12 protein-coding genes and 1 pseudogene are annotated in these 14,120 nt (G+C 58.0%); 10 read left to right on the top strand and 3 right to left on the bottom strand.

Annotated elements, in window-relative coordinates:
* Positions 1-29 precede the first annotated feature (29 nt).
* Both CK226_RS25410 and CK226_RS36160 read left to right on the top strand, forming a co-directional pair.
* Positions 30-2,426 carry a transketolase gene (locus tag CK226_RS25410; protein ID WP_095793426.1) on the top strand — a complete coding sequence of 799 codons (2,397 nt, stop codon included), beginning with the start codon at positions 30-32 and terminating at the stop codon, positions 2,424-2,426.
* A gap of 1,053 nt (positions 2,427-3,479) precedes the next feature.
* Complete coding sequence (locus tag CK226_RS36160) at positions 3,480-3,614, top strand: hypothetical protein (RefSeq protein WP_348628973.1); 135 nt, start codon at positions 3,480-3,482, stop codon at positions 3,612-3,614.
* Here the strand turns inward: CK226_RS36160 and CK226_RS25390 are convergent.
* Positions 3,587-3,767 (bottom strand): annotated as a pseudogene (locus CK226_RS25390) (LysR family transcriptional regulator); the annotation flags it as partial. The gene CK226_RS36160 and the pseudogene CK226_RS25390 overlap by 28 nt on opposite strands.
* Positions 3,768-3,964: 197 nt before the next feature.
* On the bottom strand, positions 3,965-4,255 hold the full coding sequence (locus CK226_RS25385) for a DUF982 domain-containing protein (RefSeq protein WP_095774545.1): 291 nt from the start codon (positions 4,253-4,255) through the stop codon (positions 3,965-3,967).
* Between the two features lie 880 nt (positions 4,256-5,135).
* Here CK226_RS25385 and CK226_RS25380 point away from each other — a divergent pair.
* From CK226_RS25380 to CK226_RS25345, 7 genes are all read left to right on the top strand, one after another.
* Positions 5,136-5,735 (top strand): cupin domain-containing protein, encoded by a 600-nt coding sequence (locus CK226_RS25380; protein WP_095789531.1) that lies wholly within the window; start codon positions 5,136-5,138, stop codon positions 5,733-5,735.
* 405 nt (positions 5,736-6,140) lie between these two features.
* The gene (locus CK226_RS25375; protein WP_095789532.1) at positions 6,141-6,344 is read left to right on the top strand and encodes a hypothetical protein; all 204 of its coding nucleotides are present in this window, start codon (positions 6,141-6,143) and stop codon (positions 6,342-6,344) included.
* Positions 6,345-6,762: 418 nt separating this feature from the next.
* The gene (locus CK226_RS25370) at positions 6,763-7,197 is read left to right on the top strand and encodes a hypothetical protein (protein WP_095774542.1); all 435 of its coding nucleotides are present in this window, start codon (positions 6,763-6,765) and stop codon (positions 7,195-7,197) included.
* Entirely contained in the window at positions 7,194-8,414 is a 1,221-nt protein-coding gene (locus CK226_RS25365) for a divalent metal cation transporter (protein WP_095789533.1), read from the top strand. Before CK226_RS25370 ends, CK226_RS25365 begins: the two co-directional genes overlap by 4 nt.
* Positions 8,414-8,773, top strand: coding sequence for a hypothetical protein (locus CK226_RS25360; protein WP_095774540.1), 360 nt, complete (start codon positions 8,414-8,416; stop codon positions 8,771-8,773). Before CK226_RS25365 ends, CK226_RS25360 begins: the two co-directional genes overlap by 1 nt.
* A 2-nt stretch (positions 8,774-8,775) precedes the next feature.
* A complete protein-coding gene (locus CK226_RS25355) occupies positions 8,776-9,108 on the top strand; it encodes a hypothetical protein (RefSeq protein WP_095793392.1) in 333 nt (110 codons plus the stop codon).
* Positions 9,109-9,586: 478 nt separating this feature from the next.
* Positions 9,587-9,802 (top strand): hypothetical protein, encoded by a 216-nt coding sequence (locus CK226_RS25345; RefSeq protein ID WP_095789535.1) that lies wholly within the window; start codon positions 9,587-9,589, stop codon positions 9,800-9,802.
* A 749-nt stretch (positions 9,803-10,551) separates the two neighbouring features.
* Here CK226_RS25345 and CK226_RS25340 read toward each other — a convergent pair.
* A complete protein-coding gene (locus CK226_RS25340) occupies positions 10,552-10,854 on the bottom strand; it encodes a hypothetical protein (RefSeq protein ID WP_095774535.1) in 303 nt (100 codons plus the stop codon).
* Between the two features lie 961 nt (positions 10,855-11,815).
* On the opposite strand from CK226_RS25340, the gene CK226_RS25335 reads away from it, so the two are divergent.
* A complete protein-coding gene (locus tag CK226_RS25335) occupies positions 11,816-12,607 on the top strand; it encodes a class I SAM-dependent methyltransferase (protein ID WP_245437840.1) in 792 nt (263 codons plus the stop codon).
* Positions 12,608-14,120: the final 1,513 nt, after the last annotated feature.

Below are 14,120 nucleotides of genomic sequence, written 5' to 3'. Positions count from 1 at the left end.
GTCGGGTCCGTCAAATGAGGGCGGCGAAGATGGACACACAACAACTGGCGGCGCTGGAGAAAAAGGTGCTGTGGCTCTCCACCTGGATGATCCACAACGCCAATCACATCCGGCCCAACGAAGACGGGCTGAAGGTCGGCGGCCACCAGTCATCGTCCGCTTCGCTGGCGACGATTATGACGGTTCTCTACTTCGCGGTTCTTCGGCCGCAGGACAGGGTTGCGGTCAAGCCGCACGCCAGTCCGGTGTTTCACGCCATCCAGTATCTTTTCGGCAATCAGAGCCGCGAAAAGCTGGAGAATTTTCGCGGCTACAAAGGGGCCCAATCCTATCCCTCGCGGACAAAGGATGCCGACGACGTCGACTTCTCGACCGGTTCCGTTGGCCTGGGCGTTGCCCAGACGCTGTTTGCGTCGATTGTGCAGGATTATCTTCACGCCAAGGGATTGGGCGCGCAACTGCCGGTTGGAAAGATGGTCGCCCTGATCGGCGACGCCGAGATGGACGAGGGCAATATCTTCGAGGCGCTTCTGGAGGGGTGGAAGCATGGCCTTCGCAACACATGGTGGATCGTGGACTACAACCGGCAAAGCCTCGACGCGGTCGTGCGCGAAGGCCTGTGGGAACGGTTCGAGTCGCTGTTCAGGAACTTCGGCTGGGACGTGGTCCTGGTCAAATACGGCCACTTGCTGGAAGCGGCTTTCTCAGAGGCGGGCGGCGCGACGCTCAAACAATGGCTGGATCATTGTCCTAACCAGCTCTATTCCGCGCTGACGTATCAAGGCGGCGCGGCGTGGCGAAAACGCCTGCTTGACGATATCGGCGACCAGGGTGCGGTATCCAAGCTCATAGAGAGCCGCAGCGACGAAGAGTTGGCTCGGCTGATGACCAATCTAGGTGGTCACGACTTGCCGACACTGGTCGAGGCCTTCGCCAACGCGCGCACGCATGATCGACCGGTTTGCTTCATCGCCTACACCGTCAAGGGCTTTGGTTTGCCGCTGGCCGGCCACAAGGACAATCATGCCGGGCTGATGACCAAGGCCCAGATTGACGAGTTGCGCGCTGCACACGGCGTCAGGGCGGGCAGGGAGTGGGAACCTTACGAAGGTCTTTCGCAAGTGTCGGATATCTCTGATTTTGTCCGCAACGCCCCCTTCAATGCCAAAGGCAGAAGACGCTACACATCGGTCCATATCGATGTGCCTGCCGTCCTAAATGTGCCTCTGCAACCGCAAATGTCGACCCAGCAGGGTTTCGGCTTGCTGATGCATGAGATCAGCAAGCGGGAGGACGAATTCGCGAGGCGCATCGTTACGACGTCGCCGGACGTCACCGTCTCGACCAATCTTGGCGCCTGGGTAAACCGCCGTGGGCTGTTTGCGCGCAACGAGATGGCCGATCTCTTTCGCAAGGAACGAATTCCATCGACTTTCAACTGGGATTTCTCACCCAAGGGACAACACATCGAACTCGGCATTGCCGAAATGAATCTCTTCATCCTGCTTTCGGCGCTCGGCCTTTCACACTCGGTCTTCGGCGAACGTCTGTTGCCGGTTGGAACGCTCTATGACCCATTCATCGAGCGCGGGCTCGATGCGTTGAACTACGCCTGCTACCAGGACGCTCGCTTCATCGTGGCCGCGACACCCTCAGGCGTGACGCTGGCGCCGGAAGGCGGCGCCCACCAGTCGATAGCAACGCCGCTCATCGGTATGGCGCAGGATGGTCTGGCCACTTTCGAGCCCGCCTTCGTCGACGAGCTGGCGACGATCATGCGGTTCTCGTTTGACTATGTTCAGCGCTCGGGAGATGCCGAGCCCGATGAAACCACCTGGCTACGGGACGCCGTTGGCGGCTCTGTCTATTGCAGGCTGTCTACGCGCTCGATCGAACAGCCGAGCCGCGAGATCGGGCCGGAGCTTTCCCGGCATATCGTCAACGGCGGCTACTGGATGCGCGAGCCTGGTCCGAACTCGGAAGTCGTGGTGATTTACACCGGGGCCGTTGCTCCCGAAGCCATTGAGGCAGTTGGCTTGATGGGCGAGGACAGGCGAGATGTCGGGCTGCTTGCTGTCACCTCGGCCGACCGGCTCAACGCCGGCTGGACCGCGGCCCTACTTGCGCGAGAACGTGGCGTTATTCACGCAAGAAGCCATGTCGAGAGACTCTTGGACCAGGTGCCTACGAACTGCACGCTGATCACAGTCGTTGACGGTCATCCGGTGACACTTGCTTGGATGGGATCTGTCGCGGGTCACCGCGTTCGACCGCTTGGCGTTGAGCATTTCGGGCAGACCGGCACTATCGCCCATCTTTATCGGCACTATGGCATCGATGCTCAGGGAATAGCGCGCGCGGCAGAGGCGATCTCCGGTGGCAGGCCAATCAGGCATGTGCGCGTCGACTGCTTTCCGCCCGCGTGATCGATTTCATCGTGACCCAACACATCCATGATCTGTCTGGTGGCGGAACACGGATTTACCTTCAAGGTCCAATGAATAGCCGATATTTGCGCAAGCTCAAAGCAGCGGACCCCCAAGTGGCCTACGGAAGGTTCTGTCGCGCCGCCAAGCGCCGTCGCTTCTCGTTGACATCTTCCAGCACGTTGGCGGCCTCGAGAGCCTGCTGCGCGCGAGCCCATTCAACCTGCAGCATCTCAGGGCCGGCTTCCGTGACGAGGAGCGGAACACAATTGCCCACGATTTTCTGGAGCTTTGAGCAGGTTCAGAAAAGCTGCGGTCGTCGGCAGCATTCTTCTGAAGCTTCTCGAAAACAAGCTGCTTGCCTTCGCGCACACTGCTATCCGATGTTCGGTCACGGCCCAAGATTGCGACCGGCTTATGTGGACGATGTGGCAGAGGCGACCGTAGGAGCGTTGCAGAGTCGGAAACGCGTGCGATCAATGCGGCGGTCCTGGCGTCTACTTCTATAAGGAACTTCTCAGAACCGTTGCACACCCAGCCGGCCTTACACCCATTCTCGTTCCAGTGCCATTTGCTGCTTGGCACGTATTGGTATCGACGGCGCAAATGCTTGCGAGTTCATCCGTCACACCGAATCAAGTGGAACTGATTCAGATCGACAACATGTCATCGCAACAGATACCCGGCTTTGAAGAACTTGGTATTTCGCCAAGGCGAAGGCTCTTCGGCGCTACTCTGCGCCGCCACGATTGAGTGTCTCGAGATCGCGGTGGCGCTGGCCGATCAGTGCACCTCACCTGAGCCGTCGTCAGCGACACCTACGCGACGCTCGGGTAACCATTTCCCAAGCCATCCAACCGGTGAACAGAAGGATGAGCACCACGATCAACGACAGCAGCAGTCCAGTGGGCACCACCGCCGCCAGGTTCGGTTTAGGCTGCACGCACTTTGGATCATGCAACCGGTTTGCATGGCGTGTGCCATGCTGTGGAGACGTCGCATGACCAGCAATCCGCGTAGCACGGTAAGCATTGCAGCCATCCGATCCACCCAATGCTGATTTCATTTCCGATAGCCTTCTTCGTAGCGACTCTCGTTTGCGACTTGAACGGCCAACCCTGCGTGGATCGCCGGTACACGCTGGCTTCTTGGGGCAGGCGAGTCCTGAACGGAGCTCCGGTGGTGTGAACTTCTCCCTCGCGCGCCCAGTCCGGAATTCCATGATTGTCTATGACGATCCACCGGATGGGATCAGGCGTGCCCGCACGCAACGCGGCTAGTCGATCGCGAGATATGTAGACGCCGCTGAACAACTCCCCCCTTCAGGCCGTGAAGATTGAGTTGCAAATTCTGGGCCGGCACTAGCGCGTTGCATCGACGGTGCTAGATCCGTCCACAGGCTTGAGACCGCGGCGCCATGTTTGAAGCAGAGCCTCACCTATCGGCATCGAAAGAGATCACCGCTAAAGGCCATGTGCAGCAGCCGGATACCCAGCCGACGCCAAAATAGGAATTGCTTTTCGACGGCGAAGGCTTCCTCAGAGCAATTCGACGACGCCTGCCCGTTCCTTACCTTCGAACATCGCCGCTCCACTGGCGATTATGCCCGCCCAGCGTGCCCACGCAATGAAGGCTTCCCGAGCCGCTTTGGCCTCACAGCGGCCATCATATGCGGCGCAGCAGGCCTCGCAAGCGCATGCATGCAACTTGCTCCGCTTTTCAAAAGGCCACTCTTCGAGGAACTCGATCGCGTCCATCGCATCACGGATCGACCTCTTGCCGAAAGATGTGTCGTCGACCAGCAGCGGCGGTTCAAAAATGTCTGCCATACGTTCCTCCACTTAATTTTGCCATCGCGGCAGCGGCGAGAAAGCCAACACCCAGAATGGGTCGGGTTCGCTCGCGGCGCCATCCGCAAGATATTGGATGCTCGATTTCCAGCTTCAAGGAACCAGCAATGACGGTCGCCGTTTAGGTTAAACTTCGATCTTTTGTCGCAGATGCGCGCGCTTTCGATCGAGGAAGCAGCTGGAAGGCATGGGTTGAAATTCACCGGCGGGCGGCATGAACGTCCGTAACCATGCCGGCATTATGACGGCAACTCAGCGGTGTCCTCAGAGGCGGCTTAACGCATTGATCGGGCGAGGCAATGGCGCACCCGTTGTCGAAAAAAAAGCGGTCCTGCGCGCCTGACGACGGGCAGGACCGCAAGACCACCGCGCAGGTTGCCTTCGCAATCGAGCCCGAATGACCGACGCGGGAGAGGAATGCCGGTGAAGCTTGCCTCAGTCCACGTCGGCCACCGCGGCTTCTTGAGGGGTTGCCGCCCTCGAAATCTACAACACCCCGAATGGCAGGCAACTCGTTGGTAAAAAACGTACAATGGAACCCTACCGGACCCATCGGACATCGGTTCGAGCTCTAAACCTGCCTGAAGTGCATTGGGCAGCGCTCCTAAGTCACGTTCGAGGATTTGGGGGACTTCGATCCCGACGACCAGATTATTCGCCAGGTCATCGGACGTTAAGCGGCACGCGACGTCTGAGCTGAACATGCCGACCGCAAAAAGTTTTTGTCGGGAAATCCACCAGATTTCGCACTTATCCTGCATGGCAACTGGAGCCAGGCCTGCCAAGCAGGCGGAACCGGTGGACCTTGAAGCATGTTAAACTGAAAGGCTTTTGCATCTATCCGGTGGAGACCGCATTGATGAGCATCCTGCAAACCACCAAAAAGGCGATCGAGTCCATCACCGGTTTCGCGACACCGAGCAAAGACGAAGTCGCCGCCTTCGTGAGGCAGCGAAAATCGAACGAGTTCCGGTTTGTTGACGACGGGCTGGTGCCCAATCATCCGTCCTGGCCGCTTGTTATTTATCGCGGTGCGGTGAAGCTGCCGGAGAGGCTTGATCCGGCCGCCGTCATGGAGGTGATTTTCAAAACAAACGGTTGGGACCATAGCTGGCGAAATGGCATCTATGACTACGTCCACTACCATTCGCAAATACACGAGGTCCTAGGGGTTGCGCGCGGGACGGCCAAGGTCCGGTTTGGCGGTAAGAAGGGGCGGACGCTGACGGTGACGGCCGGCGACGTGGCGATTCTCCCGGCAGGGACCGGGCACCAATGTCTCGCTTCATCCGATGATTTTTTGGTGGTAGGCGCATATCCCCGGTTCGGCGCTTACGACGAATGTACCACCAAGGATCAGCACGATGATGCGGTCGCGACCATCCCAACCGTTGGCCGTCCTCGTAAAGACCCCCTATACGGAAGCAAGGGTTCCCTGATGACGAGTTGGAAGCGCTAAGGTCTCGGACCAGGGAAAACATGTCTTGAATGGCTGTGAACGACCGCAACGGGCAAGCACGGGTCCGCGAGTATGAGTGTTTCGCGCGATGATGTTCGCGCTTGATGTACTCGGCCCAGATTATTCGTTCAATGTCGAGGACGATGCAAAGTCCGAAATGGTCGGGGCGTGCAACTTCGTTTGGCGTCGACTTTTTCGAGATATGCGCAGCAAGCAGCCCAGAGCCTTTCCTCATTGATGAATATTCGGCCGCGTCCATGACAGCTGCGCGCTTTCCAGAATTGATTTCTTTTGGCGCGGGCATCGACGCTCTCCTCCGGTCAGGGCGGCTGCCGGCTTGTAGAGAGGTTACCGTCATGCTTTGCTGCATGAGCAAGGTTTCAAGCTTCTTCGCTGGGAGTACCTATGGCGGCTGCGAAGTATTATGTTTTCAAAGAAGGGGACCGCTGGAAGATCCGTTACGACGGGAAGGAATACCCATACCATTCCAACGGCGATGCCGTGTTGGCCGCCATCAAGGCTGCGAAAGCCGCCGCCTCACACGGTTACGAAGCCGAGGTCCTGACCCAGGGCATCGACCTGAAATGGCGGACGGAGTGGGCGAGTTAGCAGTTTCAGGCTTAGACGTCGCTGCTGAAAAATCCCTAACGCCGAAAAGGTCAAAACGCCAGGGATCCAGATCCACTCGGCTAAATGGTGCTGCTCTTTCATCGGTGACGAAGCTGCGCGCGGGCGCGTGGATAGATAACCTTTCCAGTGGTAGCGGTGGAAAAGCCAATCGGGTATGTGCAGAGTTTTGGGTCGGACCTTTTCAAACCTATGGGTCAACGAAGCCGGAAATCTCGAGGAGGAACGATCCCATTGCGTGACTAAGGAATACGATCCGCACGGCATCTAAGGTCAAACGTATCACGGTAGAACAGCAAATTTAAGCAGCAGCATTTGCTGGCAACCCTCGTAGCCGTCACGCGAGTAAGAGCCAAATCGCTTTGCGGAACCTTTTCAAGCGCAATGCTTTACGCGTCCAATGGCACGCATCGCAGCATCGTTCGTCAACATCACACTGTGCCTTCTGCCGGGCGCAGTGATGCTCGCCTGTCTGGCTGCCTGCTCTTCATCCAACGCTGCAGGACAGCAGGCGCAGACCTCGAAGTCCGCCGCGAATTCAGCAATCATGGTGATCGACAATTGGATCGCCGGCGCCGTGCCTTCCCACTATGCGGAAGCCACGTTGCGGTCTTTGGCGCAGACGCTAGCTGATCTCGATCGCCAACTGCAAAGGACGGACGTTTCGGACTCCTCCAAGCAATTGGCCCGGCAGCTTACGGCCGCTGCCGGGCGGGCCGAAGACGCCATCAAGAGCGGCAACCAAGGGCAAGTGGAGCAAGCCCGTCAGGATTTTCGGAATGCCGTTGCTAAGTTGGTGGTGGCAAATCCGGCAGATCAAGCGACAAATCCATGAAAAAAATGCTGGAAATCTCACTCGGCGTCGTCACCAGCGTTGGCGGCTTCCTTGAGGTCGGATCGTTGGCAACAGCAGCCCAGGCCGGTGCATTGTTCCAATTTCAGCTGATCTGGGCCATTCTCCTCGGCACTATCTGCATTATTTTCCTTGTGGAGATGGCCGGCCGTTTCGCAGCCGTCAGCAAGCACACGATAGCGGACGGCATTCGCGAGCGCTTCGGCTTCAATGCGTTCCTTTGGCCTTTGGTCAGCACGTTTCTGGTCAATTTCCTGGTGCTGTCTGCTGAGATCGGCGGGGTCTGCATTGCTGCCGAACTCGCCACCGGGATAGGATTCCAATTGTGGGCCCTGCCGGTAGCCTTCGTTGCGTGGCTCTTGCTGTGGAAAGGCACTTTCGGCCTGATTGAGAAAGGCGTTTCGCTTTTGGGCCTTGTGACGCTCTGCTTCGTGGCAGCGGCGGTTATCCTCAAGCCTGACTGGACGCGGGTCGCCGTCAGTTCGGTGCCCTCCTTGCCGCATCACGACACGGCCACTTACTGGTTCATGGCGGTAAGCATTCTTGGTGCTTCGATCTCACCATATCTCTTTATGTTTTATTCCGCCGGAGCGATCGAGGATAAGTGGGACAAGACCTATCTCGGCACCAATCGCGCCATAGCCGGGCTCGGCATGAGTTTCGGCGGGACCATTTCCGTGGGCGTGCTTATCGTCGCTGCGTTGGTGCTTGGAGCGAACGGCATCACCCAGGTGGACGATTACCATCAATTGCCGTTGATGCTGACTCCGGTGTTCGGTTTCTGGGGCTTTGTGCTGTTCGTGGCCTCGCTCGGCATCGCCTGCTTCGGCGCCACCGCCGAAATCGCCCTTCAGCAGGCATACCTCGTCGCGCAGGGGTTTGGGTGGAATTGGGGTGAGGACCGGAAGCCTCGTGAGGATCCAGGCTTCACCATGGTCTATAGCGTGACGATCTTAGCGGCCGCTATTCCGATCGCACTCGGCCTTGATCCGCTCAAGCTCACCATCTTTTCAATGGCCCTGACGGCCGCCAGTTTGCCGCTGACGGTCGTGCCATTTCTCTTCTTGCTCAATGACAAGTCTTACATGGGCCAGCATCGCAACGGCGTTATCTCCAACGCGGCAGTGCTGTTTGTTGTTGCGCTTGGCTTCATCCTCGCGGTTGTCACCATCCCGCTTCAGATATTGGGAGGCAGTTGATGCATCTTATACGAGATGTTTTGGACAAGCAGATTGTCGATGGAAATCAGGTCAAGATCGGCAAGGTGGACGGGATGGTAGCCCAGCTGAGACAAGGCAAGCCCCCAAGGGTCATTGCCGTCGAAATCGGCTCGATTGCGCTGGCGCGCCGCTTGGGACTGCTTCCCGGACGCTGGATGGCCATTCTGGCCGCCAAGCTGGGCGGCAAACGGCACGCCAAGCCTCATCGGGTAGCATGGAGCAAGGCTCGCGACATCGGCCTCCATATCGAGTTCGATATTGATGTGCGCAAGACTGCCATCTTTGACTGGCAGGTCTGGCTTCGCGACCACATCATCGGCAAGATTCCGGGAGCTTGACGATGCATACCGTAAATCTCGACCAACTGGCTGGCCGGCGCGTACTTTCAAGGGAGGGTCATTGTATCGGTCATCTGGAAGAGATCGTCGCCGAGGAACATGGCGACGAATTGATCGTCACCGAATACCATGTCGGTATTTTCGCGGCGTTCGAGCGCCTGTCAGCCTCGTCAATCGGCACGGCCATCCTCGACCTCGTTCGGCTGCGGCACCGCAAGGGCATTTATCGAATTCCTTGGGACAAACTCGACATTTCCGACCCGACACGGCCGACCGTTTGCTGCTCACAGCAGGAGCTCGCAGCGATTCAATCCAGCGCTTCAGTCAAACGCTGAGGCCACAGTCTGGGGCCAGGCGCTGTCGAGATGATGTCATCGCCCCGATACCATAGGGCTCTGAGGCTGCGAAGAGGAGTCGCGTCACATGGCTACGAAGGTAACCCTGCAGATAGCCACGGAACGGGCGTACGGAGTGGGCGAGCTAGCACTCGGGCGACCGCGTTCGAAACAGTTCTTTAACCATCTCATTGCGGTAAACACTTTATGGCGAACCGATCAGGTTGCAGAAGGTTGTGGGCGGGTCAGCAACAAAGAGGACAAGCCCGGCCATGCACCGTCTACCTATCGCGACCGCTCTTCTGATCTCCTTCGCAATGGCCTACGGAGCATGCCTCTGGGCATCTTCTGCTCACCGGTTGGACCTTTTTCAGGCTCAAGCGTCAGCGTTGGAGATACCCGGGTTCGAATAGCTGAAAACGCGGAACTGGTTGTCTATGGGCGCGTTCCTCTGCGGGCCTGAAACCGGAGAGTGACCATGGACGACGACCTGCGCCTGAAACTCCAGGAACTGAGCGCCAGCATGCAGACCAGGGCGGAAGAACTTGCGTTGCCCGGTGGAAACACTGACATTTCCGCGCTGATGTCCGGTATCGCCGTCACATTGGAGGCGCTTCTGGTTATCGCCGAAGAAACCCGGACCCCGCGTTCTGGGCCGACTGTAGAGCCGGGTATTGTCAAAGGCTCGGAATAGTCGGGCCGGCTGGGCGACCAATGGTCAACAAAACCCGTATCGCCAGTAAAAGGGACGTGGCACGCGACACAGATGCGGCGGTTCTTGCGTGGCGATCGTATGGCAACCGCATGGGTTCTGGGGTGGCGTAGATCTTGGCTTGGTTATCCTGGCCGTCGCTCCGCTGGTCGCGATGTCATATGTTCGGCCGACGGATTGGAACGTTCGCGCTGACCGGGGGGCTTGTCGGGATCCACAATACAACGACCTTTCCCCCGATACCCATTTTGGCGCTGACCTAGTTTAGAGCTGCGGCGAGAGCGCCGGTACCAGTACAACGACAATGACAGCGACAATCCCGAACACCATTTGTCAGCCCCCGGCGATGTCTTGCCGCACGATCTATGTCATCCAAGCTGTGAAGCATGAGCTTGGTTAACTGTGTCGCGGGCACAGCAACCAACCCTTGCGTCGCTCGTTGACCTTTGCTGGTTGATCCCAGCACGCTTCCTGAAACTGCCCGCTGCTCTCCACGGAACAGCGGGCTTTTTTAGTCGAGTTTCAACGTCCCGCTAAGCCACGTGGAATGGAACACTGTTCAGATTTCTTACCGCGTACTATCCCGCTCCGGCAGCGCTGCCCAAACTGGCCCGCAGCCGGGGTTCCGCCACACAGTACGTTCTGGATCAGCGGCTTCGCAGAACGATTACTGGCAACTATGGGGAAGTCGGCGATTTGGCCGCGTGCTGCGCGGCCACCAGCCACCTCGGTCAGGTGATCTCGTAGTAGAAATCGCAGATCAGATCAGCGACTTTCACGGCCTCGAAGTCCGACATGTGCGCCGCGTTCTCAACAGCGACCGTCTCCAAATCGTCTTGATCGATAGCCAGAAGGTCAAGCAATTTTGCAAATTTGATTTTGAGTTCGGGGTCGCCGTCGAATTCGTCGATCGTGACATTCAGAACGTTTACGTTCGCTTCGATCACTCTCGTTTGAATGCTTTCCGAGGAGGCTGCTAGCGCGCGGATCGCGGCGAAGAAGTGTTCACGAGCATTAGTATATTTGTCGTCCATTTGGTACCTCTATCGGCAAAAAACTGCACCCTGGACGCGGGGGGCGAGCTGCGCACCTACGCCTTTCATCGAGCAGATGTCAACAACCTCGGCGGCTTCCTTAAGCGCGCGCAGCGTCATCCACGGCAGGTTGAGGCGGCATACAAACGGACAGCGGGCCCTTTTTCGCGTATAAGCGGAACCCGATATTCAACGGCTTGTTCCTGTGACGGCAGCATTCCGCTGCTGGCCAAGAACCCGCATCCTTGGCCGAGCCCGCTTCTCCCGCCATTGAGGCGGGCCCACTTCGGACTACTCCGTGTGAATTGCCGGCTATCGAAAGGTGGCGGGCTTCGGTCTCTACCACTTGTATGACTAAAGGCCGCCGGCTCTTCAGCAGCTGCCGCTGACCAAATGCCGTCGGTGACGCGCTTGATGATGGTGGCCATGATTGCCACCTCGTCGCCACCTTGATGCTGCCCCGTACAATGCCCTGATTCAAGAGCGGGAAATTGCGGCGGCAAGGTAGCTATATCTAGTTCGATCCTAAGTCGGGGGCCTGGCATCTTGACGCGACTATGCGTCGGGATGCTCGCTGCCTACTTCCGCCTCGCCGTTCCAATGATGCGAGCTCCATCGGGGGTCGAGCATTTTTGCCTTAGCGGGGGCTCACGGCCCCTCAGGGGAAGGCTTCATGCATCACCCGGCGGAAATCGCACCTTTCGACTTTCTGCCCGCAAGTCGCAAAGGCATAAAAGTGGTCGGCGTGGTACAGCGGCCAGCTCCTATGCGCACTTGTGACGCCGGCCCAGCAAAGACAGAAAAACAGGATTAGCGGAGGCGAGATGCGGGCGGCCTGAATTGACCCCCGCCTCTCGGCATAATCGGAATTCTGGCCCCTTCTATAACTATTTGTAAGGCTTGCGTCGTGTGAACGCATGAGGATCGATCAGGACGAGTGAAATCTATTGGCAAGCCCAGAATGGAGGTTGCTGTGATGGGCGATTCTGATGGTGATGTAATGACCGAGCGGTCATTCGAGGGGAGCGCTTATAGCAATTACCGATCGAGCCATAAGACCCCAGGCTACGGCGCCGATTACGCCAAAACCTTCCGTTCGGGCTACTATGCTGCCTTGTGGTCGCGGATCGAACGCCCGCTGGTCGAAAGCATTCTCAGGCCTCTTGGCGGGCCGGGCCGCAGCTGCCTCGACTTCGCGTGCGGCACGGGCCGCGTTACAACTGTTGCAGGACCGTTGTTTGGTGAGGTCGTTGGCGTCGACGTCTCTCAATCCATGCTTGCTTGCGCGCGGGTTCCGGGCAACGTCAAGCTGGTGAAAGCCGATCTGACGGTGGCCCCCCTTTCCAGAAGATTCGACGTGGTTACGGCTTTTCGATTCTTCCTGAACGCCGAAGACACTCTTAAGCGGGATGCACTGTCGGCCATTCATGAGCATTTGAACGACGGCGGGTTGCTGGTGTCGAACATCCACATGAACGCAGCCTCGCCAATGGGGCTGGTCTGCCGCTTTCTGAACCGAATTCGGGGGCGCGTCGTGCGCAGTACGTTGAGCATCCACGCATTTCGCCAGATGCTCGTTGCCAACGGGTTTGTTGTCGAACGGGTCATCGGCTATGGGTTTTTCCCGCGGCCGGGGTGGCTGCTACCAAGGCTTTGCGAAATGTTGGTCGGGCCTGTTGAGGCGATATGCAGGAGAGCCGGTGTGCCAGCACGCTTTGCTCAGAATTTCTTGGTGGTCGCCAGAAAGCGATAGTCGCAGATCGGCTTCCCTCGGGGCGAGGCGTTGTCTACAGCCGATCGAAATCGGCAAGTCCGAGACGCATAAGATCCTTCGCTTGGGTTGAAGCCCAAAGGCGGCCGCTGCGGCGAGCATGCACCCTTATTTGTGGAAAATCTTCTGGCTGGTTTTGGCAAATCGGAAGCCAGTTCGCCAACGAAATGGCACAGCAATATTGGGGGTGAGGCAACGCAAACAGGAGAGTATCATGAAGTCATTCGTGACAACTTTCGCCAGGGTTCTGGCTAGCAGCGCATTCATCCCAGTCCTTCGAACCTCGTCAACGCGCCGAACCCCAGCTATCCGAGTCTGAGCGGACCAAGTCTGACCGGCAAGGTGGCCCGGATGTCCGACACTCAGGTGGCGCGAATGAAGAAGCGTTGCGTCGACGTTCTGAGCAACGCGGGCGCTTATGACCGGGACCTGCACCAGCTCTGCCCGCTGATCGCGCCACGTTAACGTGCAGTTCGGTCGGGTGTCGCTCGGTAATGTCCCGTCAACCGAGCTGCCATCAAAAAGAGCCCGTCACTGCTTCCTCAGTGGCGGGCCTTCTAATGTGGTCCAGAATGTCGATGATGTCTTTACGCAGCCATCGGCTACGTGAGCCCACCGAAGTGCGGTCAGCAAGCTGCTCAATGACCGGCAAGAAGCGAGTGCCGAGGTAAGGCCTGGGCCTCGGCGCCACCCGCATGGTCCCTGCCGCCTTGGCTCGCTCGTGACCGCCTATTGAGGCGAATGAAGGAAGTAATTCTTCCGGTTCTTGTCCGCGCTATTTCCCCATGCTCAACGCAACCAACAGTGCCGGCACGAAGAAGAGTCCAATTGCCATCACTACGACAGCGAAAAGGCCCAGTCTCTCCGTTCGTCTGACGAGGTCCTCAATATTGTCGTCCTCCGCAGAAAGGAGGAGGTCAAGCGCTGACGAGGTATCAGGAGCAGGGGTATTGTTGTCATTTGCGGCGGCTTGATTTGCACCGTCATGGACTGTTGGCCGTTCGACAAAGGTCACGGCCTGCCTCGCTTCTAGGTATCTCACAACGTCACCTCCAAGTCGCATGGACAACAAAGCGGTCCGCCCAAGGACGGCGCCAAAGGGTGCGGTCGTAACGTGCTTGATAGGCCTCGGTTGCGGGGCAGGGACTTCAGTCGGGTAGCCCCCGGACCTTAGCCCTGCAGGGGCACGCAAATGCGTGGACCGTTTGCGCGACCGTTATTAATCGAAATTGGAGGGGAACATCAGGGCCGACGGCTCCAGCCGCGGCTGATCCCGGCAGCGGCTGCCAATGGCGGCCAGCTATTTAGAGCGAGCGGAGGCGACTGAAGCGAACAAAACTCCAGTCATCGGGGGAGTAAGAGCCAAAGATGACCTATTGCACAATGAAATTGCCAACACTCTAATTCGCAGCCAGCCTACCACAGCGACTTTTTCCCGCCTTTTTACCCCTCACGACCTATATGGTTGCGTTCGGTGCGGCTCTGTTCTTCTTCT

Source organism: Mesorhizobium sp. WSM4311 (assembly GCF_002295115.1).
Classification (GTDB): Bacteria; Pseudomonadota; Alphaproteobacteria; order Rhizobiales; family Rhizobiaceae; genus Mesorhizobium.
Note: the sequence above shows the minus strand (reverse complement) of the source record. Positions and strands in the feature narration are given on the sequence as shown.